The organism is uncultured Aureimonas sp. (genome assembly GCF_913775355.1).
Classification (GTDB): Bacteria; Pseudomonadota; Alphaproteobacteria; order Rhizobiales; family Rhizobiaceae; genus Aureimonas.
In genome coordinates this window covers 1-21,726 of sequence record NZ_CAJYIU010000276.1, presented here as the reverse complement: position 1 = coordinate 21,726, position 21,726 = coordinate 1, and the positions used below count along the sequence as shown (strand labels likewise).

Annotated in this window: 25 protein-coding genes; 8 read left to right on the top strand and 17 right to left on the bottom strand. The window is 67.7% G+C overall.

Annotated elements, in window-relative coordinates; all coding sequences use genetic code 11:
* From leuA to QZ753_RS16790, 6 genes are all read right to left on the bottom strand, one after another.
* The coding region (gene leuA, locus QZ753_RS16815) for a 2-isopropylmalate synthase (RefSeq protein WP_294645277.1) at positions 1-1,678 on the bottom strand (1,678 nt) is incomplete at its 3' end.
* A gap of 405 nt (positions 1,679-2,083) precedes the next feature.
* Entirely contained in the window at positions 2,084-2,464 is a 381-nt protein-coding gene (locus QZ753_RS16810; RefSeq protein WP_294645275.1) for a hypothetical protein, read from the bottom strand.
* A 259-nt stretch (positions 2,465-2,723) separates the two neighbouring features.
* Positions 2,724-3,632 carry a cation diffusion facilitator family transporter gene (locus QZ753_RS16805; protein ID WP_294645280.1) on the bottom strand — a complete coding sequence of 303 codons (909 nt, stop codon included), beginning with the start codon at positions 3,630-3,632 and terminating at the stop codon, positions 2,724-2,726.
* A gap of 14 nt (positions 3,633-3,646) precedes the next feature.
* Positions 3,647-5,836, bottom strand: coding sequence for an anthranilate synthase (locus QZ753_RS16800; protein ID WP_294645273.1), 2,190 nt, complete (start codon positions 5,834-5,836; stop codon positions 3,647-3,649).
* Positions 5,837-6,084: 248 nt separating this feature from the next.
* On the bottom strand, positions 6,085-6,720 hold the full coding sequence (locus tag QZ753_RS16795; protein WP_294645272.1) for a glutathione S-transferase family protein: 636 nt from the start codon (positions 6,718-6,720) through the stop codon (positions 6,085-6,087).
* A gap of 101 nt (positions 6,721-6,821) precedes the next feature.
* Complete coding sequence (locus QZ753_RS16790; protein WP_294645270.1) at positions 6,822-7,088, bottom strand: hypothetical protein; 267 nt, start codon at positions 7,086-7,088, stop codon at positions 6,822-6,824.
* 234 nt (positions 7,089-7,322) lie between these two features.
* On the opposite strand from QZ753_RS16790, the gene QZ753_RS16785 reads away from it, so the two are divergent.
* On the top strand, positions 7,323-8,345 hold the full coding sequence (locus QZ753_RS16785; RefSeq protein WP_294645268.1) for an ATP-binding cassette domain-containing protein: 1,023 nt from the start codon (positions 7,323-7,325) through the stop codon (positions 8,343-8,345).
* Positions 8,346-8,418: 73 nt separating this feature from the next.
* Here QZ753_RS16785 and QZ753_RS16780 read toward each other — a convergent pair whose 3' ends face one another.
* The 6 genes from QZ753_RS16780 to QZ753_RS16755 all read right to left on the bottom strand — a co-directional run bounded on the left by QZ753_RS16780 (position 8,419) and on the right by QZ753_RS16755 (position 15,039).
* Positions 8,419-9,237, bottom strand: coding sequence for a dipeptide ABC transporter ATP-binding protein (locus QZ753_RS16780; protein ID WP_294645267.1), 819 nt, complete (start codon positions 9,235-9,237; stop codon positions 8,419-8,421).
* Entirely contained in the window at positions 9,234-10,073 is an 840-nt protein-coding gene (locus QZ753_RS16775; RefSeq protein WP_294645265.1) for an ABC transporter ATP-binding protein, read from the bottom strand. The genes QZ753_RS16780 and QZ753_RS16775 overlap by 4 nt, the downstream gene beginning before the upstream one ends.
* Positions 10,074-10,078: 5 nt before the next feature.
* The gene (locus tag QZ753_RS16770; protein WP_294645279.1) at positions 10,079-10,933 is read right to left on the bottom strand and encodes an ABC transporter permease subunit; all 855 of its coding nucleotides are present in this window, start codon (positions 10,931-10,933) and stop codon (positions 10,079-10,081) included.
* A gap of 97 nt (positions 10,934-11,030) precedes the next feature.
* The gene (locus tag QZ753_RS16765) at positions 11,031-12,038 is read right to left on the bottom strand and encodes an ABC transporter permease subunit (protein WP_055890215.1); all 1,008 of its coding nucleotides are present in this window, start codon (positions 12,036-12,038) and stop codon (positions 11,031-11,033) included.
* A gap of 135 nt (positions 12,039-12,173) precedes the next feature.
* Positions 12,174-13,769, bottom strand: a complete 1,596-nt coding sequence (locus QZ753_RS16760) for an ABC transporter substrate-binding protein (RefSeq protein ID WP_294645262.1) — start codon at positions 13,767-13,769, stop codon at positions 12,174-12,176.
* A gap of 103 nt (positions 13,770-13,872) precedes the next feature.
* A complete protein-coding gene (locus tag QZ753_RS16755; protein ID WP_294645260.1) occupies positions 13,873-15,039 on the bottom strand; it encodes an Mrp/NBP35 family ATP-binding protein in 1,167 nt (388 codons plus the stop codon).
* Between the two features lie 93 nt (positions 15,040-15,132).
* Between QZ753_RS16755 and QZ753_RS16750 the strand changes: the two genes are divergently transcribed.
* Positions 15,133-15,891, top strand: coding sequence for a DUF2470 domain-containing protein (locus QZ753_RS16750; RefSeq protein ID WP_294645259.1), 759 nt, complete (start codon positions 15,133-15,135; stop codon positions 15,889-15,891).
* Between the two features lie 20 nt (positions 15,892-15,911).
* Here the strand turns inward: QZ753_RS16750 and QZ753_RS16745 are convergent, their stop codons facing one another.
* From QZ753_RS16745 to QZ753_RS16725, 5 genes are all read right to left on the bottom strand, one after another.
* Complete coding sequence (locus QZ753_RS16745) at positions 15,912-16,160, bottom strand: hypothetical protein (RefSeq protein WP_294645257.1); 249 nt, start codon at positions 16,158-16,160, stop codon at positions 15,912-15,914.
* Positions 16,161-16,273: 113 nt separating this feature from the next.
* A complete protein-coding gene (locus tag QZ753_RS16740; protein ID WP_244486666.1) occupies positions 16,274-16,555 on the bottom strand; it encodes a glycine zipper domain-containing protein in 282 nt (93 codons plus the stop codon).
* A gap of 74 nt (positions 16,556-16,629) precedes the next feature.
* Entirely contained in the window at positions 16,630-16,920 is a 291-nt protein-coding gene (locus QZ753_RS16735) for a hypothetical protein (RefSeq protein ID WP_294645254.1), read from the bottom strand.
* A gap of 149 nt (positions 16,921-17,069) precedes the next feature.
* Positions 17,070-18,035, bottom strand: a complete 966-nt coding sequence (locus QZ753_RS16730; RefSeq protein ID WP_294645252.1) for a sensor histidine kinase — start codon at positions 18,033-18,035, stop codon at positions 17,070-17,072.
* A gap of 265 nt (positions 18,036-18,300) precedes the next feature.
* Positions 18,301-19,092 carry a response regulator gene (locus QZ753_RS16725; protein ID WP_055890324.1) on the bottom strand — a complete coding sequence of 264 codons (792 nt, stop codon included), beginning with the start codon at positions 19,090-19,092 and terminating at the stop codon, positions 18,301-18,303.
* A gap of 309 nt (positions 19,093-19,401) precedes the next feature.
* On the opposite strand from QZ753_RS16725, the gene QZ753_RS16720 reads away from it, so the two are divergent.
* From QZ753_RS16720 to QZ753_RS16695, 6 genes are all read left to right on the top strand, one after another.
* The gene (locus QZ753_RS16720; protein WP_294645250.1) at positions 19,402-19,614 is read left to right on the top strand and encodes a NepR family anti-sigma factor; all 213 of its coding nucleotides are present in this window, start codon (positions 19,402-19,404) and stop codon (positions 19,612-19,614) included.
* Between the two features lie 5 nt (positions 19,615-19,619).
* Complete coding sequence (locus tag QZ753_RS16715; protein ID WP_055890228.1) at positions 19,620-20,171, top strand: sigma-70 family RNA polymerase sigma factor; 552 nt, start codon at positions 19,620-19,622, stop codon at positions 20,169-20,171.
* A gap of 83 nt (positions 20,172-20,254) precedes the next feature.
* Positions 20,255-20,578 (top strand): hypothetical protein, encoded by a 324-nt coding sequence (locus QZ753_RS16710; RefSeq protein ID WP_294645248.1) that lies wholly within the window; start codon positions 20,255-20,257, stop codon positions 20,576-20,578.
* Between the two features lie 12 nt (positions 20,579-20,590).
* A complete protein-coding gene (locus tag QZ753_RS16705) occupies positions 20,591-21,040 on the top strand; it encodes a hypothetical protein (protein WP_294645246.1) in 450 nt (149 codons plus the stop codon).
* A gap of 161 nt (positions 21,041-21,201) precedes the next feature.
* On the top strand, positions 21,202-21,459 hold the full coding sequence (locus QZ753_RS16700; RefSeq protein WP_294645244.1) for a hypothetical protein: 258 nt from the start codon (positions 21,202-21,204) through the stop codon (positions 21,457-21,459).
* 14 nt (positions 21,460-21,473) lie between these two features.
* Positions 21,474-21,726, top strand: a 253-nt coding sequence (locus QZ753_RS16695) for a hypothetical protein (RefSeq protein WP_294645243.1), incomplete at its 3' end; no start/stop codon positions are given.

Below are 21,726 nucleotides of genomic sequence, written 5' to 3'. Positions count from 1 at the left end.
CCACGATCCGGTTGGCCGCCGCAACGATCGCGCGCAGCGAGGCCGTCGTGGCGTTCTGGTCGATGCCGGCGCCGAAGGCCCGTCCGCCCGGATGCTCGATCTCCATGTAGGCGATCGCCGAGGCGTTCGAGCCGCGCTGGAGCGAGTGCTCGGCGTAGTCGGCGACCGACAGCTCTATCCCCATGTGACGCGACAGACCGTCGATGAAGCCGTCGATCGCACCGGTGCCGCGGCCCTCAATCTCGATCGTCCGGTCGCCGTCGCGGATCGTCGCCGTCACCGTGCGGCGGGACGGTCCCTGTTCGGGTCGCGTGACATGCTCGACATAGGCGAAGCGCGCGCCGGGCTGCTCGACGTAGCGTTCGAGGAAGCGATCGTAGATGCGTTTGACCGGCAGTTCGCGGCCCTCCTCGTCGGTGATCCGCTGGATGTCCTCGCGAAAGTCCACCTGCAGGTTGCGCGGGAGGTTCAGGCCGTGGTCGGCCTGCAGGACGTAGGCGATGCCGCCCTTGCCCGACTGCGAATTGATGCGGATGATCGCCTCGTAGGACCGGCCGACGTCCTGCGGGTCGATCGGGAGATACGGCACCTCCCACAGCGGCTTGTTGGCGACCTTCGCCGCCTTCATGCCCTTGTTGATCGCGTCCTGATGCGAGCCGGAGAAGGCGGTGTAGACGAGTTCGCCGACGTAGGGGTGGCGCTCGGGGATGGCGAGCTGGTTGCAGTGCTCATAGACCTCCTTCATCCGGTTGATGTCGGAGACGTCGAGCTCGGGATCGACCCCTTGCGTGTACATGTTGAGCGCCAGCGTCACGAGATCGACGTTGCCGGTGCGCTCGCCGTTGCCGAACAGCGTGCCCTCGACCCGGTCGGCGCCCGCCATCAGGCCGAGCTCGGTCGCCGCGATCGCGGTGCCCCGGTCGTTGTGCGGGTGCAGCGACAGGATGATCGTCTCGCGATTGTCGAGGTTGCGGCTCATCCACTCGATCTGGTCGGCGTGGATGTTGGGCGTCGACATCTCGACGGTCGCCGGCAGGTTGAGGATCAGGCGGTTCTCGGTCGTCGGGCGGATGACCTCCGCGACGGCGTTGCAGATCTCGAGCGCGAAATCGAGCTCGGTGCCGGTGAAGCTTTCGGGCGAATATTCGAAGCGGAACCCGCCGCCGGCCTTGTCGGCCATCTCGGCGATCATCTCGGCGGCCTCGACCGCGATCTGGCGGATGCCGGCGCGGTCCTTGCCGAACACGACGCGGCGCTGCAGCTCGCTGGTCGAATTGTAGAAGTGGACGATCGGCTTCTTGGCGCCTTCCAGGCTCTCGAAGGTGCGCGTGATCAGCTCGGGCCGGCACTGGACCAGCACCTGCAGCGACATGTCGTCGGGGACGCCGCCCTCCTCGATGCACCAGCGGGTGAAGTCGAAATCGGTCTGCGAGGCGGAGGGGAAGCCGATCTCGACCTCCTTGAAGCGCATATGCTTCAGGAGCGCGAACATGCGCGACTTGCGCTCCTGGCCCATCGGGTCGACCAGCGCCTGGTTGCCGTCGCGAAGATCGACGGAGCACCAGATCGGCGCCGTCTCGATGCGGCGCGAGGGCCACTGGCGGTCGGGCAAATCGACGGCCGGATAGGGCTGATACTTCTGGGAGGCCTTGGGCATCACCGGGACGGATGCGGACATGGGAATACCTTGCTCGTTCGGCGAAGACGGAGCGGCACGACGGCCGGCTGACGCGCGTCTTTCAGGATTTGACCGGGGTTGTAAAGCCGAAGAGACTGGAGGCTTCGCGAGGGTGTCGCGCGCCGGCTCGACCGCCGGGCGCCCCTTCGATCAATGGGCCCGACGATCGCCGCTAAGGACGAGACGAAGGAGGCCGAGAAGCGGACGCACAGCGGCGCTGCGCGTGCGCGCGGCGACCGGGGCCAAGGGGCCGAAGGAGGCGTCCAACTTCGTCATGGCGGGGAGAATGCCCTCGCGCACCGCCGATGGCAAGCCCGCACGACGGCGTTCAAACGCGAAAAAGGCCCGATCCTTGCGGGATCGAGCCTTTGCGGCGGGGGCAGCCGAAGCCGCCCTTGCATGAGTTCAGCGAGCGTCGATGCCGAACGAGTCCGAACCCGGGACGACGCGAACCTGCTCGACCGGCGAAGCCACAGCAGTGCCGCGATAGTCGCCACGGATCACCGAGTTGACGGCGTTCGAGTCGTAGGCGCGGTTCTCGTAGCGCGACCCCGGGACGACGTTCACGGCACCGCCCTCGGTGACGGGGTAGCCGAACGAGCGGCTCTCGACGACGGTCGCGCGCGGGGCGGCGGCGGTCTCGCCACGGATCACCGAGTTTACGGCAGCGCCATCGGCGGCGCGCACATAGGTGTCGGAGCCCGGGACGATCCCGTTGGCGGAGGCAACGCCAGTCAGGGCGGCGAGGGAGATCACAACAGCCGAAGCAAAGATGGAGGTCTTCATTGTTCTTGTCCTTGTTGAAACGCGGGAGGCGCTTGAGACATTCGGCGGCTTGGGAGGAAGCCGGGGGATGAGCTTGCGTCGTCCGATGGGTCTGATTTAGGCGGTGACTGTCGGCTTATCGAGTAGAGATTGTTGAACAGTCCGTTCCAAACGTAAGCCAACCTGCCTTCTAGCCGCCCAAGACGTTAACGCGAAAACGCCGACCCACTCCGCTGAGTGGGCCGGCGCTCGATGACCGGTCCGGCGATGGCGCGATGGTCTAGAGAACCGGGACGCCCACCTGCTTCGCCTCGCCCTCGGGCTCGACATGGATCAGCACGCGTGCGCCGGAGAAGGCGTCCTGCAACGCGTCCTCGATCCGGTCGCAGATCGCATGCGCGTCGACGACGCGCATCTCGCTCGGCACGACCATGTGGAACTCGATGAACACCGCGCGGCCGGCGGTGCGCGTGCGCACGTCGTGGACCTCGATCGCACCTTGCGCCGTGTTCGAGATGATCTCGCGGGCTCGCGTGTCGTCGGAGGGATCGAGCGCCTGATCCATTAGGCCGGACAGCGAGGAGGCGACGACCTTCCAGCCTTCGCGCAGGATGTTGAGCGCGACGAGGGCGGCGAGTGCCGGGTCGAGGATCGACCAGCCGGTGACGCTCGCGACGGCAAGGCCCGCGAGCACGCCGACCGAGGTCACGACGTCGGCCATGATGTGCCGCCCGTCGGCGTCGAGCGCCGGCGACCGGTGCGCGCGCCCCTGCCGGATGAGGTGCAGGGCCCACAGGAGGTTGATGACCGTCGCGACGCCGTTGATCGCGATGCCGGTCATCGGCGCCTCGATCGCGCGGGGCTCGAGATAGGCGCCGTAGGCCTCGCGCAGGATGAGGAGCGCGGCGACGACGATGAGGACGCCTTCCACCACGGCCGAGAAATACTCGGCCTTGGTGTGGCCGTAGGGGTGGTCGGTATCGGCGGGCTTGTAGCTGACGCTGACGGCCCACAGGGCGATGAGGCCTGCGACGACGTTGACGATGGATTCCAGCGCATCCGAGAATAAAGCCACCGAGCCGGTGACCACGTAGGCCGCGTACTTGATGCCGAGGACGAGGCAGGCCACGGCGATGGTCATCATCGCCGTACGCTTCACCAGACGGCCGGAATCGTCGGCCATCGTCATCGCGGATGCTGTCATCAGGCTGCCTTCACGCTTGCGCGACGCGGAAGCTTCGCCACGACGTTTTCAATCATGCGCATTCCGGCCTCCGAGCCGAGGCTCATGATGCTTTCGGGATGGAACTGCACGGCCGCGACCGGTTCGTGCCGGTGCTCGAAGGCCATGACGACGCCGTCCTCGGTCTCGGCTGTCACCTCGAACTCGCGCGGGAGGCGCACCGGGTCGGCGAAGATCGAGTGGTAGCGGCCGACTGTCACCTCATTGGGAAGCCCCGAGAAGATGATGCCGGGCGTCGAGACGCGGACGCGCGACGGCTTGCCGTGGACGGGCACGTGCAGCGTGCGCAGCGTGCCGCCATAGGCTTCGGCCAGCGCCTGGAGCCCGAGGCAGACGCCGAAGATCGGCATCTGGCGCTTGCGCGCCTGTGCGATCGTACCCCGGCAGTCGAAATCGTCGGGGTTGCCGGGGCCGGGCGACAGCACCACGAGGTCGGGCGCGACGCGGTCGAAGATCTCCTCGGGCACCGGGGTGCGAACGGTGGTCACGTCGGCGCCGGTCTGGCGGAAGTAGTTGGCGAGCGTGTGGACGAAACTGTCCTCGTGATCGACGAGAAGGATGCGCACGCCCTCTCCGACCTTGGCGCGGGCGCTGGTCCCCTCCCCGGTGCTCGGCTTGCCGGCCTCGCGGATCGCCGCGATCATCGCCGACGCCTTGAGCTCAGTCTCGGCCTCCTCCTCCTCCGGGTTGGAGTCGTAGAGGAGCGTCGCGCCCGCGCGCACCTCGGCGATGCCGTCCTTGAGGCGGATCGTGCGCAGCGTCAGGCCGGTGTTCATGTCGCCGTTGAAGTGCATCATGCCGACGGCCCCGCCGTACCAGGCGCGCGGGCTCTTCTCGTTCTTCTCGATGAAGCGCATCGCCCAGAGCTTGGGCGCGCCGGTCACGGTCACCGCCCAGGCGTGGGACAGGAATGCGTCCATCGCGTCCATGCCCTCGCGCAGGCGCCCCTCGATATGGTCGACCGTGTGGATCAGGCGCGAGTACATCTCGATCTGGCGCCGGCCGATGACGCGCACCGAGCCCGGCTCGCAGACGCGGCTCTTGTCGTTGCGGTCGACGTCCGAGCACATGGTCAGCTCGGACTCGTCCTTCTTGGAGTTCAGGAGCTTCAGGATCTGCTCCGAATCCGAGATCGCGTCCTCGCCGCGCCGGATCGTGCCGGAGATCGGGCAGGTCTCGACGCGCCGCCCCGATACGCGGATGAACATCTCGGGGCTCGCGCCGATGAGGAACTCGTTGGCCCCGAGATTGATGAAGAACGAGTAGGGCGAGGGGTTGATGCCCTTCAGCCGCCGCGACACCTCGGACGGGCGATGCTCGACGCGCTCGTAGAAGGTCTGGCCCGGCACGACCTCGAAGAGGTCGCCGCGCATGAACTTTTCCTTCGCGCGGCGCACGAGCGCGGCGTATTCGCCGGGCTTGTGGTCGCCGCGCGGCGGCACGGTTTCCGACCGCGCGAAGGGCGCCTCGGGTCCGCCGCCGGCAAGGCCCGCGGTCGAGCGGCCCGCCTTTTCGAACTGGTATTCCTCGACATAGGCCTTGGCCGAATAGTGATCCACCATCAGGATCTCGTCCGGCAGGTAGAGGACGAGATCGCGGCGGTCGGGCGCGCGCTGAAGCGTCTCCTCGACCGGATCGAACTGGAAGGCGAGGTCGTAGCCGAAGGCGCCATAGAGCCCGAGGTCGCTGTCCTCATCGGACTTGAAGAGGGCGACGATCGCGCGCAGCACCGAGAAGACGGTCGGCATGCGCGAGCGCTCTTCCTCGGTGAAGGCGCGCGACGGCAGGGCGATCGTCAGGTCGAGCCGGTCGCCGGCTCTGCCGGCGGACGCGATGTCCTCGTGCCCCTCCAGCGCGTCCGCGACGAAGCCGAGGAGCACATGGCCCCGCGCATTCAGCGCCTCGATCACGACCGAGCGGCCCGAGGAGGTCACGACGAGCGGCGGATCGACGATCGCCGTGTCCCAGCGCGTGTAGCGGCCGGGATACTCGTAGTTCGACGAGAAGACCGCGCCGCGGCGGGTGTCCAGCCGATCGACATAGGGCTCGATCGCGCCGGCATAGGCGACGTCGCGCCGCCGCCGGGTGACGGTCACGCCGCCGTCCGTCACATAGACGTGCGCGCCGTCCGCCTGAGCTTCGAGGGTCATGCCATCCACTCCATCTTGAGCGCCGGCCCCGAGGCCCCTCAAAAGGAAAAGGCCGCCGGGGGTCCGGAGCGGCCTTTGTCGATCGAACGCGCACGGGTTCGCAAAGCCGCTAGGAGCGGGTCTGCCACCAGTTCGTGTGCTTGCGCGCGGTGTTCATGGCGGAATGGGTAGCCGAAGCCCTGGTGCGTCGCAACGAAAAAGTGCCGGGACCCCCTATTTGCCAATGGTTTGCACGTGCGGGTCGCGCCTCAGCCGCCCTGCCCCTTGGCCGCCTCCAGAAGCGCGTCGTCGGCCTCCGTCGCCCGGCGGAACGCCGGCCGTCCGGCGAGCCGCGCATGATAGGCCTCGAAAGCCGGCCGACGCTCGATGCCGCCGAAGTGCAGCCCGTAGCCGATATGGGAGCCGACATAGACGTCCGCCGCGCTGAAGCGATCGCCCGCCACGTAGTCGCCTCCGGAGACGGCGGCCTCCAGCGCGTCCATCACCCGCTCGTAGGAGCCGTAGCCGACGAAGACCGAACGGTCGGGCGTCACCTCGACCTTAAGGGTCTGGTTGGTGACCGCCGCCTCGAGCGGGCCGGCGGCGAAGAACATCCAGCGGAAGTAGGCGGCCCGCGCCGGCCCGGGCTCGGGCACGAGCCCGGCCTCCGGAAAGGCGTCGGCAAGATAGGCGCAGATCGCCGCCACTTCCGTCACCACGCCGCCCCGATGCGACAGCGCCGGCACCTTGCCCATCGGATTGACAGCGAGATACCCGGCCGACTTCATGGTCGTCCCGTAGTCGAGGACTTCGACGCGGTAGGGCTGGCCCACCTCTTCCAGCATCCAGCGCGCGATGCGGCCGCGCGACATGGGATGGGTGTAGAGAACGAGATCGTCGGTCATCGGGCATCCTCCGCCGGGTGGGTTGCCGCGATCCTAGACCCAAAACGCGAAGGCCGCGCGACGGATCGCGCGGCCTTTCCTTCAGAGGGCGTCGGCTGGGCTCAGTACTGCGGCAGCCCGTGGATGCGCGGGTCGTTCACCGTCGCGGAATAGATCACGCCGTCGGAGGCCTGGAAGACGCCGGTGAGACCCGGGTCCTTCACGGGCGTCTCGCTCATGACCTTGACCGGCGCGGTCCTCGACAGCGCGGCGGTCGTCGCCATCGTGTGCTGGACGTGATGCCGGGGCATCGGGGTCGCGGCCATCGCAGCCGAAGCGGCGCCCAGCGTGCCGAGGAGGACGAGGGCGGCGGAAAGGGTGGACTTCATGGCTTTGCTCCTGGTTCGATCGGCGTCATCGAATCCCAAGTCGCCTGAGGGTCGGGCTGGATCGCCCGGCGGTCCGTGGCTTGGTGCGCCTATGGAAGAGATTGCGCCCGCCCCTCCTGAACGTCGAGTTACAAAGGGTTCATGACATCGAATTCATGAAGGAAGTTCGGGGCGCCGATGGCCCCCTACCCCGACGCTTGCGCGCGTCCGGACGCTGGCGCATAAGCCCGCCGCATGACCCCGCAGATCAGCATCCGCCGCCTCGCCGTCGTTCACGGCCGTCAGCCGGGTACCGCCCTTCGCCGGGCCGATGCCGGCGAGAGCCACCACGCGATTCGCGTCTCCGGCGACGGTGCGATGGCGCTGATCGACGTCGATCTCGATGTCTATCCCGGCGAGATTCTCGTGCTGCTCGGCGGTTCGGGCTCGGGCAAGTCGAGCCTCGTGGCGGCGCTCGCCGGAGCGGCACCCATCGCACGCGGGTCGGCATCGTTCGTGACCCAGCACGGGGCGTTCGAACTTGCGACCGCGACGAAGAGCCATCTCAAGCGCCACGCGGAGGCGACCGTCTCCAGCTGGCGCGCGCCGGTGCGCCTCGGCGACCGCCGGACCGTCGCCGCCGTCGTGGAGGCGGCCCTTGCGGACCACGGCACGCCGCGCCGCGACCGCGCCCCTCGCGCGGTTCTCGAACTCGCCAATGCGGGCCTGCGTGATCTCGCGGGCACGACGGTCGCGGACCTCGGACCTGGCCTGCGCGCGCACGTCCAGCTTCTCGTCGCCTCGCTCGGATCGGAGCCGATCCTCCTGATCGACGGCGCGATCGAGACGCCGGACGCCTGGCGCGATCCCTCGCTCGTCGCATCGCTGCGGCGCCTGCGCGAGCGCACCGGCAAGACGGTGATCCTGACGACCTGCGACCCCGCCGAGGCGATGCGCGTCGGCGACCGGATCGCGGTCCTCGACAACGGGCGGCTGGTACAGGCGGGGCCGCCGCGTGAGCTGGTGCTCCAGCCGGCGACCGATCACGTCGCCGCGCTCCTGTCGGAGTTGAACCCGGTGGGGTTCCTGCTGGCCGAGGACGTGATGGCGCCGATTACGCCCGCCGACGAGGCGGCGGGCTTTGCGGGCCTCGTCCAGACCGGCACGCGGCTCGCGGACGTCCTGCCGACGTTGCGGCGCGGCGACGTGGTGGTCGCCGAGCGCGGGCGTCTTCTCGGCAAGATCGACGCCCACCGGCTCTGGAGCCTCTTCGTCTGACGCTCGGCGGATCTCCCGCCTCCGGACGCGTCATGTCCGGCGCACAACGGCGCGCCGGACCCGTCGCAAAGCCTCAGGCGCGCTCGGCCATGCGGCGGCGGATGCTGTCGACGTCGGCGCGCGGCGTCGAGGAGAAGAGTTTCTGCGTGTACTCGTGGCTCGGCGCGTTGAAGACCTCGTCGCGCGTGCCGTATTCCACCACCTCGCCGTAGTACATCACCATCACCGTGTCGGCGATGTAGCGCACCACCGACAGGTCGTGGCTGATGAAGACGTAGGTGAGACCGAGCTCGTCCTGGAGATCGGCGAGAAGGTTCAGGATCTGCGCCTGCACCGAAAGGTCGAGCGCCGAGACTGGCTCGTCGAGCACGAGGAGGCTCGGGTTCAGCATCAGGGCTCGGGCGATCGCGATGCGCTGGCGCTGGCCGCCCGAGAACATGTGCGGATAGCGGTTGTAGTGCTCCGGGCCGAGGCCGACCTTGACCAGCATCGCCATCGCTTGGCTGCGCCGCTCGGCCGCCGGCATGTCGGTGTTCAGAGCCAGCGGCTCGGTCAGGACGTCGCCGACCTTCTGGCGCGGGTTGAGCGAGCCGTAGGGGTTCTGGAACACCATCTGCACCTTGCGGCGCATCTCGCGCGTCACGCCCTTCTCGATGCGCATGGGCTGGCCGTCGATGAAGAGCTCGCCCGCCGTCGGCTCGTCGATCAGGGTCAGGATGCGCGCCAGCGTGGACTTGCCGCAGCCCGATTCGCCGACGATCGCCAGCGTCTTGCCCTTCTCGACCGAGAAGGACACGCCCTTGACGGCATGAACCGCCTTCGGCGCCGAGAACAGGCCTTGCGGAACGAGATAGTCGCGCTTGATCCCGCGCGCTTCGAGGACGGGGCTCATCGGGCGGCCTCCAGCGCCATCGCATCGGCGACGGTCGGCAGGCGGTCGCCGGTGGCATTCTCCGGCAGCGCCGAGAGAAGCGCGCGGGTATAGGGGTTCTTCGGGTTCTCGAAGAGTTCGAGCACGCCCGCCTCCTCCATCTTGCGCCCCTTGTACTGGACGACGACCCGGTGCGCCGTCTCGGCGACGACGCCCATGTCGTGGGTGATCATGATGAGGCCCATGCCGTGCTCGCGCTGCAACCCGACGAGAAGATCGAGAATCTGCTTCTGGATCGTCACGTCGAGCGCCGTGGTCGGCTCGTCGGCGATCAGGAGCTTCGGATTGCAGGCGATCGCCATCGCGATCATCACGCGCTGGCATTGGCCGCCCGACATCTGGTGCGGGAAGCTCGACATGCGCCCTTCCGGATCGGGAATGCCGACCGACTGAAGGAGCTCGATCGCACGGCGTTTGCGCTCGGCCCGGCCGAGGCCGAGATGGAAGCGCAGCGTCTCTGTCAGCTGGAAGCCGACCGTGAAGCACGGGTTGAGGCTCGCCATCGGCTCTTGGAAGATCATCGCGATGTCGCGCCCGACGATCTGGCGCCGCTCGCGCGACGAGAGCGAGAGGAGATCGCGGCCCTCGAACGTCAGCCGGTCGGCGGTGACGGTCGCGGTCTTCGGCAGGAGGCCCATGGTGGCCAGCATGCCGACGGACTTGCCCGAGCCGGACTCGCCGACGATCGCAAGGACCTCGCGCTGATCGACATGCAGGTCGATGCCGTCGACCGCCTTGAACGGCCCTGCGGCCGTATCGAAGCTGACGGTCAGGTTGCGGATTTCGAGAAGGCTCATGGACGTCAGCTCCGGCGCATCTTCGGGTCGAGCGCATCGCGCAGACCGTCGCCGATGAGATTGATGGCAAGCACAGTGACGAGGATCGCAAGACCCGGGAAGGTCACGACCCACCAGGCGCGCAAGACGAACTCGCGCGCCTCGGCGAGCATCGTGCCCCATTCGGGCGTCGGCGGCTGGGCGCCGAGCCCGAGGAAGCCGAGCGCGGCCGCGTCGAGGATGGCGTTCGAGAAGGACAGCGTCGCCTGGACGATGAGCGGCCCGAGGCAGTTCGGCAGGATCGTCCGGAACATCAGCCGGATCGGGCCGGCGCCGACGACGCGGGCGGCGGTGACGTATTCGCGCTCCTTCTCCGCCATCACCGAGGCGCGGGTCAGACGCACGAAATGCGGCTGGAGGACGAGCGCGATCGCGATCATCGCGTTGACGAGGCCGGGCCCCAGGATCGCGACCAGCACCAGCGCCAGGAGCAGCGATGGGAAAGCGAGGATCACGTCCATGACGCGCATGATCACCGTGTCGACCCAGCCCCGGAAGTAGCCGGCGATGAGGCCGATCACGATGCCCGTCGAGACCGCGAGGATCACGACGAAGGTGCCGATGAATAGCGAATACTGCGCGCCGTAGATCAGGCGCGAGAGGATGTCGCGGCCGACGGCGTCCGTGCCGAGAAGATAGGACCACTGGCCGCCCTGCATGAAGGCGGGCGGGAGCAGGAGCGCGGCGCGGTTCTGCGCCACGGGGTCGTGCGGGGCGATCCACGGCGCGAGAAACGCCACGAGCACGACGATGGCGAAGACCACGAGGCCCGCGACGGCCCCGCGATTGACCGAGAAGTAGTACCAGAACTCCGACAGCATCCGGCGGCGCTGGCCGGTCTCCGGCTTGCGGTCGGGGATGAGCGAGCCGACGCCGGCTTCCGCTTCCTGGGCTTCGATATGGGACATCGTGGCTCTCCTATCGGGCCCGGACGCGGGGGTTGATGAGGCCGTAGAGAAGATCGACCACGAGGTTCACGACCATCACGACGATGGCGATGAGGAGAAGGCCGCCCTGGACGACCGGATAGTCGCGGCGGAAGACCGAATCGACCATCCACTTGCCGATGCCCGGCCAGGAGAAGATCGTCTCGGTGAGGATCGCGCCGGCCATCATCACGCCGATCTGCAGGCCGATCGTGGTGACGACGGGGATCAGCGCGTTGCGCAGGGCATGAATGCCGACGACGCGGGTCGACTTCAGGCCCTTGGCGCGAGCGGTGCGTACGTAGTCCTCGCTGAGCACCTCGAGCATGGCCGAGCGCGTCTGGCGCGCGATGACCGCGAGCGGGATCGTGGCGAGGACGACGCCCGGCAGGATCAGGTGGCTGATCGCCGACTTGAACGCGCCCGCCTGCCCCGACAGGAGGCTGTCGATCAGCATGAAGCCGGTGACGGGCGGGAAGAAGTAGAGGAGCGAGATGCGGCCCGAGACCGGCGTCCAGCCGAGCGTGCCGGAAAAGAAGATGATGAGGAGGAGGCCCCACCAGAAGATCGGCATGGAATAGCCGACGAGCGCCGTGCCCATGATGGTCTGGTCGAGCCACGATCCGCGTTTCACCGCGGCGAAGACGCCGGCCGGAACGCCGATCGCGACCGCGATCAGGATCGCGAAGAGCGACAGTTCGACGGTCGCCGGGAACAGCGTCATGAATTCGGTGAGGACCGGACGACGCGTGACGATCGATGTGCCGAAGTCGCCCGCGAAGAGGCCCGTGAGGTAGTGCCAGAACTGGATCGGCAGCGGCTGATCGTAGCCGAGAAGCGCGGTGAGCTGGGCGTGACGCTCGGGGCTGATGCCGCGCTCGCCGGCCATCAGCGTGACGGGATCGCCGGGCAGAAGGCGGATGAAGGAAAAGGCGACGATCGCCACGCCGACGAAGGTCGGCACGAGGACGCCGAGGCGCGCTACGATGAAGCGGAACATGGATGAGGCCCTTGGAGGTCCTGGTGCCGCAGCCTGCGGCTGAAGCCGATTTCTCTAGCGGAAACCAGAGGTTCGGCCAAACGAAAAGGGGAACGGCGCAGGGCCGCTCCCCTTCCCGGCGATGGTGCGGTCGGCTTACTCGGTGATGTCGACGCCGTCGAACGTGTAGTCGCCGAGCGGGCTCTGGACGAAGCCGGTCACGTTCTTGCGCATCGGCACGTAGACGACCGAATGGGCGATCGTGGCCCAGGGGGCCTGATCCTTGAAGATCACCTGCGCCTGCTCGTAGAGCTTGGCGCGCTCATCCTGCGTCGGCTTGGCCTTGGCGTCCTGGATGAGCTTGTTGAAGTCCTGGTTGCACCACTGCGCGCGGTTCGCGCCGCCCACGGCGTCACAGCCGAGAAGCACGGCGAGGAAGTTGTCCGGGTCGCCGTTGTCGCCGGTCCAGCCGAGCAGCACCGCGCCGTCGCGGTCCTCGGCCTTCGAGCGCTCGAGATACTCACCCCACTCATAGGTGACGATCTCGGCCTTCACGCCGACTTTGGCGAAGTCCGACTGGATCAGCTCGGCCATGCGGGCGGCATTCGGGTTGTAGGGGCGCGAGACGGGCATGGCCCAGATCTTCATCGACAGGTCTTTGACGCCGGCCGCTTCCAGCGCCTTCTTGGCGGCTTCCGGATCGTAGGCGTCGTCTTTGAGCTGCGCGTTGTAGCTCCACATGGTCGGCGGGATCGGGGCCACGGCCTTGGTGCCGGCGCCCTGGTAGACGGCCGAGATGATCGCGTCCTTGTCGATCGCCATGTTGAGGGCCTTGCGGACCTCCGGCTTGTCGAACGGCGCCTGCTTGGTGTTGTAGGCGAGGAAGCCGATGTTGAGGCCTTCCTGCTCGTCGACCTTGAGGTCGGCGTTCTGCTGCAGCGAGGGCACGTCGGCCGGGTTCGGGTAGGCCATCAGGTGGCACTCGCCGGCGGCGAGGCGCTGCTGGCGGACCGAGGCCTCCTTGGTGATTGCGAAGACGAGATCGTCGATCGGCTGCTTGCCGCCCCAGTAGTCGGCGAACGCCTGGTAGCGGATCACGGCGTCGGGCTGGTAGGCCACGAACTGGAACGGGCCGGTGCCGATCGGTGCCTGGTTGAACTGCGCCTGGCTGCCGGACTCGGCGAGCTTGTCAGCGTATTCCTTCGAGACGATCGAGGCGAAGGGCATGGCGACGTTCGCGATGAACGGCGCATAGGGCGTGTTCAACGTGAAGCGCACCGTCATGTCGTCGACCTTCTCGATCGACTTCACGACCTCGGGCATCGACATCGAGGCGTAGTATTCCCACGACGCGCCCGAGACGTACTGGTGCCATGGGTTCTGGGCGTTGCCTTGGCGGTCGAACGAGAACACGACGTCGTCGGCGTTCATGTCGCGCGTCGGCGTGAAGTTGGCGTTCGAGTGGAACTTGACGCCCGAGCGCAGCTTGAACGTGTACTGCAGGCCGTCGGGCGAGACCTCCCAACTCTCGGCGAGGCCCGGCTCGGTCTCGGTCGTGCCCTTCTTGAACTCGGCGAGACGGTTGTAGACCGGGTGCGCCGAGGCGTCGAACGTGGTGCCCGCGGTGTAGAGGCCGGGGTCGAAGCCCTCGGGCGAGCCTTCGGAGCAGAAGACGAAGGTTTTGGCCGAAGCGGCCGAGCCGAGCGCGAGGACGATCGCCGTCGCCGCCAGGAGCTTCTTGGTCAGACCCATGAAACGCGTTCTCCCATGAACGTGCCTAAGACGGCTGCATTGCCGCCGGAAGGGCACATTTCGACCACGAGACGGTCCTCACGCAAGCCGCTTTTTTGTTTTCTCACTCAAAAACGATCTCGGGTGTCTTGCCCGCGGAAGCGCCGGATGCCTCGATTGACGCGAGCGTGCGCTCGGCGATCGCCGCATAGGCGCGTGCATGGGGGCCGTCGGGCTGGACCGCCATGACCGGGGCGCCGGCGTCGGAGCCCTCGCGAATCGCCATCTCCAGCGGCACCTCCCCCAGGAACGGGACCCCGAGGCGCTCGGCTTCCGCACGCGCCCCGCCATGGCCGAAGATGTCGTAGCGCCGCCCCGTATCGGGGGCCACGAAGTAGCTCATGTTTTCGACGATACCGAGCACCGGCACCTCGACCTTGCGGAACATCGCCAGCCCCTTGCGGGCGTCGATCAGCGCGAGGTCCTGCGGCGTCGAGACGATCACGGCGCCGGCCAGCGGCACCTGCTGCGCCATGGTCAGCTGCGCGTCGCCGGTCCCCGGCGGCATGTCGACGACGAGGATGTCGAGCGGCGCCCAGGCCACCTCCCGCATCATCTGGTTCAGCGCCGACATGACCATCGGCCCGCGCCAGATCATCGGCGTCTCCTCCTCGACGAGAAAACCCATCGACATGGCCTTGAGACCGTAGGCCTCCATCGGACGCATCACCCGGCCGTTCTCGAGCTCCGGCCGCCCCCGCAGCCCGAGGAGGCGCGGAACGGACGGGCCGTAGATGTCGGCGTCGAGAAGGCCGACCCGCAGGCCGAGCGCGCGGAAGCCGAGCGCGAGATTGACGGCGGTCGTGGACTTGCCGACGCCGCCCTTGCCGCTGGCGACGGCGACGATCCGGCCGACGCCCTCGATGCCCTGCCGGGCCGCGCGGGGCGGCTGAGGGCTGGGCGAGGCCGCCCGCGGGGCGACCGGCGGCGCACGTCCGGCCGGCGGACGCGGTGCCGGCGGGCGCGCCTCCATCCCGCCGCCGCGCCGTTCGGCGGTGAGAGCCACCATGGCGCTCGACAGGCCGGGAACGGCGGCCGCGCGGCGCTCGGCCTCCTGGCGCAGTCCCTCGAAACGCGGGGCCTCGGCGGCCGGCACGCTGATCGAGAAGAATGCCTTGCCGTCGGCGACGAAGATGTCCGAGACCATGCCGCGCGAGACGACGTCGCCGCCGCCGGGGGCCGGCAGGGCGCTGAGGATCTCAAGGATCTTGGACTTCTGGTCCTCGGACATCGGGGCTCCTTTACCGGCTGCGGCGTGCGGCTTGCACGCGATGTGCCCCGCAGATAGGGGATTTGGCTCAGCGATGGGAGTGCTCCAAGCCCGATGACTGAAACACCGCCGCGTGCGCCCTCCCCCTATCTTCGCCCCGACGACGAGGCGCTGGCGCTCGCGCGACGCCTCCTGCGGACCGCTCGCCATGCGACGCTTGCCTGGCTCGACCCCGAAACGCACGCCCCGATGACGAGCCGCGTGGCGCTCGCCGCCGACGTCGACGGCAGCCCCATCCTCCTCCTGTCGCAACTTTCGGCCCACACCCGCGCGCTCGGCGCCGATCCTCGCGTCTCGCTGCTGGTGGGTGAAACCAATGAGGGCGATGCCCTGAACCAGCCTCGTTTGTCGCTGGCCGGGTCGGCGGCAGGTCCGATCGCAGCGGATGCCGACGCTTACGGGCGGCTTGCGCGACGCTTCACGGCGCATCACCCCTCGGCGCGGCTCTACGGCACGTTCTCGGATTTCTCCTACTGGCGGGTGGAGATCGCTTCCGCCTTCCTCAATGCTGGGTTCGCGCGCGCCTATCGGCTCGGACGCGATGACGTCATCGACGCGGCGGACGCCGAGATCCTGGCTGCGGAAACACGCGTCGTGGACCACATGAACGCGGATCACGCCGACGTTCTCGGCAGGATCATGGCACGGCGCGGGTCCACGGATGCCGGGTGGCGGATTGCGACGCTGGATCGGCGGGGCTTCGAGCTTGTCCTCGCGGGCCGGGTCGAACGCGTCGATTTCCACGAGGCCGTGGTCACAGCTGCGGATTTTCGGTCGGCCTTCGTGGCCTTGGCCCGTGACCTCGACAATTAAGAGGCGGGACGGCGTCCGGCTCAGAGCGTGAAGCCGTCGGGGCAATCGGCCCGGAAGCGGTTCCCGACCGCATTCTCGAAGATACAGCGACCACGGTCCGTCCCGGATCGACCGATCAGACGATCGCCCGGCCGGGCGACGATCTCCGGCAGCTTGCCGGGCGCATAGGCGGCAACGCCGCCCGAACCGAGGCCGAAGACCGCGGGCAGGACATCGGACTGACAGCCGGAGAGGATGGCGCAGGTCGCGGCGAGGAGGACCGCCGGCATCGTTCGCTTCCTCACGTCGCGCTGGCCGGTCATTGGGTCCGTCCTTCTACGTTCCATTTGCAAAACGCCCGCCGGTTCTTGTCGAACCGGCGGGCGATGCGAGACCGCCTGGCTTAGTAGCCGGCGGGGCAGTCTGCGTAATAGCGCTGGCCGCGGCCGTCGCGATAGACGCACTGGCCCGGACGGTTGGTCGCCGCACCCAGAAGCGCGCCACCCGCGCCGCCCACCGCCGCACCGATCAGGGCGCCGCGGGCGTTGCCCGAGATGCCCGCACCGATGGCGGCGCCGCCGAGAGCGCCGATGCCTGCCGGCACGGCCACGTTGCTGTCGACCGACTGGCAACCGGCAAGAGCGAGCGTGCTGGCCGCCACGGCGGCCAAGATCATCGATTTCATCAGATGCTTTCCCAACTAACGGAGTGTCCCGAAGACCCTAGATAGAGGGGGAACAGGCAGCGTCCAGCCGGTTTCTATCGCGCGGCAACGAGTTGCGGCGCGTCCGCCAGTTCCACCGTGAGCTGGCCGGAGCGGTTCACCGCCCACTCGACGGACGCCGATCCATCGACCTCGGCCTGCGTCAGGCCGGAGCAGGTCGCCATCACGCGGCGGTCGTAAGTGCCCGACAGACGCAACTCGAGCTGCTTGGCGGCTTCGCACTCGTCGAGCGTGCGATAGATCGGTTGGGGAACCGGGATCTCCGAGCAGACGGAAGCGTCCGGCGAGCAGCCGACGAGCAGGAGAAGAGCGGCGACGTGTTCCATGGCGGCGATCCTTTCGCCGCATTAACCCATTGCACCGTCAAGGGTTCCCGGTCGACGTGCGGAGCGGCCCGGTGGGGTGGCAGCCGCGTGACGGGTGAAGGCAGGATCGTGAAAAGCCTTGGCTTGGCCAGCAACCCGCGCGACCGATCTCAGCCGTCGACCAACTCGAACTGGTTGCGCGGGACGCGGAGCCAGTACTGGATGCCGTCGGGGCGGTACTCGAGAGCCGCCTCGCCGCCGACGGAGTTCGGCACGATGCGCTCAAGCGTCGAAGTGCCGAAGCGAGGATCGTAGTCGACCCGCACCCTCGGGCCGTTCGATTCCCGCCAGCGCAGCATCAGCGAGGTCTGCCCCTCGCGCGTCTCGATGCGCGAGACGATCTCGATTCGGCCGCCCGGCACCGACAAGGCCCCGTAGGACGCGGCGTTGACGGCCAGCTCGTGGAGCGCCAGCCCGACATGGAGCGCCGCCGTCGGGGTCAGGTATACGTCGACGCCCTCAAATCGGATCTGCTCCATGCCGTCGGGGGCGTACCGCTCGACCTGGAGCGTGACGAGACTGAAGAGATCGGCGCCACGCCAGTCGGTGTCGGTCACGATGTCCTGGGATGAGGCCAGCGACTGGATGCGGCCGCGGAAGCGGACGAGGAACTCCGGCACCGTCACGGAGTGGCGGGCGGTCTGGCTCGCCAGACTCTGGATGATGGCGAGAAGGTTCTTGGAACGGTGAGACACCTCGCGCAGGAGGGTCTTCAGGGTGTCCTCGCGACGCTTCTGGTCGGTGATCTCGACCGACGTGCCGATGAGGCCGATTACCTCGCCGTCGTCGTTCCGGTCGACATCGACGCGGACATCGAACCAGCGCACCGTGTCGCCGCTTGCCACCGGCAGTTCGAAGCGGACGGGGGCTCCGGTCTTCAGCGTCTCGGCCTTGATCGCCTTCGCCTTGTCGGCGGCGGGGGCCGGAAGGAAATCCTGGTCGCAGTCGCCGTTGCGCGCCTCGGCGAGCCACGATCCTTGCGCGTTGAACAGCCAGAGGTAGCGCAGGTCCATGTCCTGCGCGAACAGCGTCATCTCGGTGTTGGCGACCGCCTTGAGAGCCTTGTAGGCTACCATGACACAGCGCTCGGACCGCCCCGCGATCGCTTGCACAGCAACGACGCGTTCGATTCGAACGACGGCGCACGGTCGAAACGGGCGCCTGAGCGTCTACCGTTCAGCCTTGCGGTCATGTCGGACGAACCTTTCCAAAAGCCAGAGGAGCGTCCCTCCCGGCTCTCACACGTCGATAGTCGGCAACGGAGCGGGACCACGACGGGTTCCCGCCCTCTGCAGGGACCGGCATGGCGCGGGACGGGTCCCTGCCGTCGTCGAGGCGGCGTCAGGCCGCTTCGCGCTCGGTCTCGAAGAACAGCGCCTGGCTGATCAGGGCCTTCACCATGTCCGGGTTGAACGGCTTGGTGACGAGGAAGGTCGGCTCCGGACGCTCGCCCGTCAGCAGGCGCTCGGGGAAGGCGGTGATGAAGATCACCGGCACCGACACCTTGGCGAGGATGTCGTTGACCGCATCGATGCCCGAGGAGCCGTCGGCCAGCTGAATATCGGCGAGGACCATGCCGGGCTTCTGCTGCTCGAAGAGCGCGATGGCTTCCTTGTGCGTGCGGGCGATGCCGGTCACGCCGTGGCCGAGGCTCTCGACCATCTGCTCGATGTCCATCGCGATCAGAGGCTCGTCCTCGATGATCATGATGTTGGTCGAGACCTGCCGGCCGATGTCGGCGCTCGCCTGTCCGATGAGATCGGAGAAGTCGCTCTCGCCGACGCCGAGGATGTGGGCGGCTTCCTCGGTGGTGAAGCCCTCGACGGCCACCAGAAGGAAGGCCTGACGCGGCAGCGGGGAGATGCCGCGCAGGTTGCGCGAGGCCTTCTCTTCCCAGGCCGAGACCGGCGCGTCCTCGCGCACGTTCACTTCCACCGACTGCCACAGCGAGGAGAACAGCTTGTAGAGCGAGATCCGGGGGCTTTCCTGCGTGTCGAACAGGCTGGGCTCCGCGATCAGGGCTTCGAGGACCGCCGCCACATACGCGTCGCCGGAGGACTGCGAACCGCTCAATGCGCGAGCATACCGCCGGAGATACGGGATGTGCGGCGCAATGCGCGAGGACATCGACATGAACATTCCCTCGTAGCTTGACCGGGCTCCGCGCCCGGATCTGACCTTGTCTATGCGGCGACGAAAGTCGGCCCCGGCCGAGGCGGCGACGGAAACGTCGGCCGCCAGTGGACTTCGCGCACCCGGCCCTAGTTAAGGCAACAGGCGCGAAACGCTAGACCTTCGAGCACAACATTTCCCTCGGGCGGTCGAGACACTTGCGAACCGACGGCGCTCCTACATCTAGCGCAGCAAGCATTGCGACAGCCGGACGCGAAGGTCGGCAGGGCGAGAGGTGGAATGGAAGACCGCAGGAACAAAGGCACCGTCATGCCCGAGACCCAGGATACGCACACCTCGACGGATTCGGATGCCGCGAACAGCCAACCGACGGACCTCGGTTCGAGTTCCGCGATCGGCCGACGTCTGAAGGCCTATTACGACGACGTGGCGAGCGAGCCGGTTCCCGATCGCTTCATGTCGCTGCTCGATGCGCTCGACGCGGCGGAAGCCCGGTCGAAGTCGTCGAAGGAAGGAAACTGAGCCAGATGGCGCAGGACACCGACTTCCGCAAAGAACTGGTCGCGATCATTCCGAACCTGCGCGCCTTCGCTGCGTCGCTGGCGGGCTCCTTCGATCGCGCCGACGACCTCGTGCAGGAAACCCTCGTGAAGGCGTGGGACAAGCAGCACACGTTCCAGCCCGGCACCAATCTGAAGGCCTGGCTGTTCACGATCCTGCGCAACGAGTTCTACACGCAGATGCGCAAGAAGGGCCGCGAGGTCCAGGACGTGGACGGGATCCACGCCATGCAGCTTGCAGGCCACCCCGAGCAGCAGGGCCACCTCGATCTTCAGGACTTCCGCAAGGCGCTGGAGCAGCTGCCCGACGACCAGCGCGAGGCCCTCATCCTGATCGGCGCGTCCGGCTTCTCCTACGAGGAGGCCGCCGAAATCTGCAAATGCGCCGTCGGAACGATCAAGAGCCGCGTCTCGCGTGCCCGCACCCGCATGGCCGATCTTCTCGGCATCGAGGGCGACGGCGAGTTCGGGCCCGATTCGATCTCGTCGCAAATAATCGGGGTCGCTCCGGCCGCCTGACACGGAACTTCCGTGGCAGGCAAACGATTTCCGCAATCAGGGACGGCCGCGGCCAGCCCGTCAACGTAAGAGGATCAGTACCCATGTCGAACACCACGTCCAACGAGTTCTCGACCGGCGCGAGCACCGGTGCCGATCGCGCCGAACTCGAGGCGCAGATCTCCAAGCTGCGGGAGGACGTGGCCGGCGTCACCGAGACGCTGAAGACGATGGCCACCAACCGGGCCGAGAACGCCAAGCAGCAGGCCTATCAGCTGCGCGACGAGGGCGAGCGCTACTTCCGTCAGGCGCAGGAGACGGTCAGCGAGTTCGAGGAAGAGGTCAGCGAGCGTGTCCGCGCCGAGCCCATCAAGAGCATCCTGATTGCCGCGGCCGTCGGCTACGTCTACGCGCGCCTCTTCCGCTAAGACGCCGTCTCGATGGTGTTCCAGCTCATCTCGAGACTCGTGACGGGCGAGGCGTCGATCTACTTCGCCAGGCTGCGGACGATCGCGACGATCTATGTGGTCATGGGCATCTTTGCCCTGGCGATGCTGTTCTTCCTGCTCCTGGCGCTGTTTGCCTGGATCGCGCACAGCATCGGCGTCGTGGCGACGGCCCTGATCTTCGCCGCCGCCTGCCTCGTCATCCTGATCGGCGTCTACATCTTCCTGACGATCGCGCGCCGGCCGCCTCGCCAGCGTGCGGCGAACCGGGTGCAGCGCGACGTTGCCTCGATCGCCTCGGTCGCGGCGGTGTCGAACATGCCGCTGATCTTCCGCAGCCTGCGGCGCCGCAAGTCGCTGCTCGTGGTCCCCGTGGCCGCGGCGTCCGCCTGGGGTCTGTTCCGGGTCTTCCAGAACTGGCGCGACGGCGGCTACGGCCGCTGAACCCCGCATCGCTCGGTTCGAACGGCGCGCCCTCACCGGCGCGCCGTTCTCGTATCACGACCTCATGAGCGGCGTGGAAAGTCGCCGATCCCGGGATCGTTTCCGGCCGTCGAGCCGTTACTCAGATCAAGGCGCCGAGGCGCGTGCAACGGAGTGTTCCCATGGCTGAACTCAGAACCGACAAGGCTCGGCAGGGCCGGACCGGCCGCCCGGTGCTGTACGTGCTGATCGGCGGCCTCGTCCTGTGTCTCGTGGTCTTCGCCGGGCTGCAGATCTACAGCGCCACCCTGCCCGACCAGAACATCAACGGCGTCGAAGCGTCCGGCACGACCGCCGAGCCGACGACTCCGACGAGTTCGCAGACCGGCGTGGTCACACCGAACGCGTCGACCGCCGGCAGTACGACCACCGCCAACTGAACGAGCCGAGCGTCATGAGCGATTTCACGGATGACCGGCTCACCGCCTCCCTGGAGCCGGGTGCGGATCTCTCCGGTCACGACGATCGCCTGCGAGAAATTCTGGACGACCCGACGCTTCCCGACCGAGACAAGCGCCAGGCCCTTCAGGAAGCGCTCGACGAACTGCAACGCGAGCGGGGCGACGAGCCGGCCGCGGCCTACGAACCGCTCGAGCGGCGCTTCTTCGACGCGCTGTCGCTTCTGGCCGAAGGCGGCCATGACTACG

Coding starts and splice junctions, on each gene's coding strand:
- QZ753_RS16810 (WP_294645275.1), bottom strand. CDS start 2,464: ATGAAGACCTCCATCTTTGCTTCGGCTGTTGTGATCTCCCTCGCCGCC.
- QZ753_RS16805 (WP_294645280.1), bottom strand. CDS start 3,632: ATGACGATGGCCGACGATTCCGGCCGTCTGGTGAAGCGTACGGCGATG.
- QZ753_RS16800 (WP_294645273.1), bottom strand. CDS start 5,836: ATGACCCTCGAAGCTCAGGCGGACGGCGCGCACGTCTATGTGACGGAC.
- QZ753_RS16795 (WP_294645272.1), bottom strand. CDS start 6,720: ATGACCGACGATCTCGTTCTCTACACCCATCCCATGTCGCGCGGCCGC.
- QZ753_RS16790 (WP_294645270.1), bottom strand. CDS start 7,088: ATGAAGTCCACCCTTTCCGCCGCCCTCGTCCTCCTCGGCACGCTGGGC.
- QZ753_RS16785 (WP_294645268.1), top strand. CDS start 7,323: ATGACCCCGCAGATCAGCATCCGCCGCCTCGCCGTCGTTCACGGCCGT.
- QZ753_RS16780 (WP_294645267.1), bottom strand. CDS start 9,237: ATGAGCCCCGTCCTCGAAGCGCGCGGGATCAAGCGCGACTATCTCGTT.
- QZ753_RS16775 (WP_294645265.1), bottom strand. CDS start 10,073: ATGAGCCTTCTCGAAATCCGCAACCTGACCGTCAGCTTCGATACGGCC.
- QZ753_RS16770 (WP_294645279.1), bottom strand. CDS start 10,933: ATGCTGTCGGAGTTCTGGTACTACTTCTCGGTCAATCGCGGGGCCGTC.
- QZ753_RS16765 (WP_055890215.1), bottom strand. CDS start 12,038: ATGTTCCGCTTCATCGTAGCGCGCCTCGGCGTCCTCGTGCCGACCTTC.
- QZ753_RS16760 (WP_294645262.1), bottom strand. CDS start 13,769: ATGGGTCTGACCAAGAAGCTCCTGGCGGCGACGGCGATCGTCCTCGCG.
- QZ753_RS16755 (WP_294645260.1), bottom strand. CDS start 15,039: ATGTCCGAGGACCAGAAGTCCAAGATCCTTGAGATCCTCAGCGCCCTG.
- QZ753_RS16750 (WP_294645259.1), top strand. CDS start 15,133: ATGACTGAAACACCGCCGCGTGCGCCCTCCCCCTATCTTCGCCCCGAC.
- QZ753_RS16745 (WP_294645257.1), bottom strand. CDS start 16,160: ATGCCGGCGGTCCTCCTCGCCGCGACCTGCGCCATCCTCTCCGGCTGT.
- QZ753_RS16740 (WP_244486666.1), bottom strand. CDS start 16,555: ATGAAATCGATGATCTTGGCCGCCGTGGCGGCCAGCACGCTCGCTCTT.
- QZ753_RS16735 (WP_294645254.1), bottom strand. CDS start 16,920: ATGGAACACGTCGCCGCTCTTCTCCTGCTCGTCGGCTGCTCGCCGGAC.
- QZ753_RS16730 (WP_294645252.1), bottom strand. CDS start 18,035: ATGGTAGCCTACAAGGCTCTCAAGGCGGTCGCCAACACCGAGATGACG.
- QZ753_RS16725 (WP_055890324.1), bottom strand. CDS start 19,092: ATGTCGATGTCCTCGCGCATTGCGCCGCACATCCCGTATCTCCGGCGG.
- QZ753_RS16720 (WP_294645250.1), top strand. CDS start 19,402: ATGCCCGAGACCCAGGATACGCACACCTCGACGGATTCGGATGCCGCG.
- QZ753_RS16715 (WP_055890228.1), top strand. CDS start 19,620: ATGGCGCAGGACACCGACTTCCGCAAAGAACTGGTCGCGATCATTCCG.
- QZ753_RS16710 (WP_294645248.1), top strand. CDS start 20,255: ATGTCGAACACCACGTCCAACGAGTTCTCGACCGGCGCGAGCACCGGT.
- QZ753_RS16705 (WP_294645246.1), top strand. CDS start 20,591: ATGGTGTTCCAGCTCATCTCGAGACTCGTGACGGGCGAGGCGTCGATC.
- QZ753_RS16700 (WP_294645244.1), top strand. CDS start 21,202: ATGGCTGAACTCAGAACCGACAAGGCTCGGCAGGGCCGGACCGGCCGC.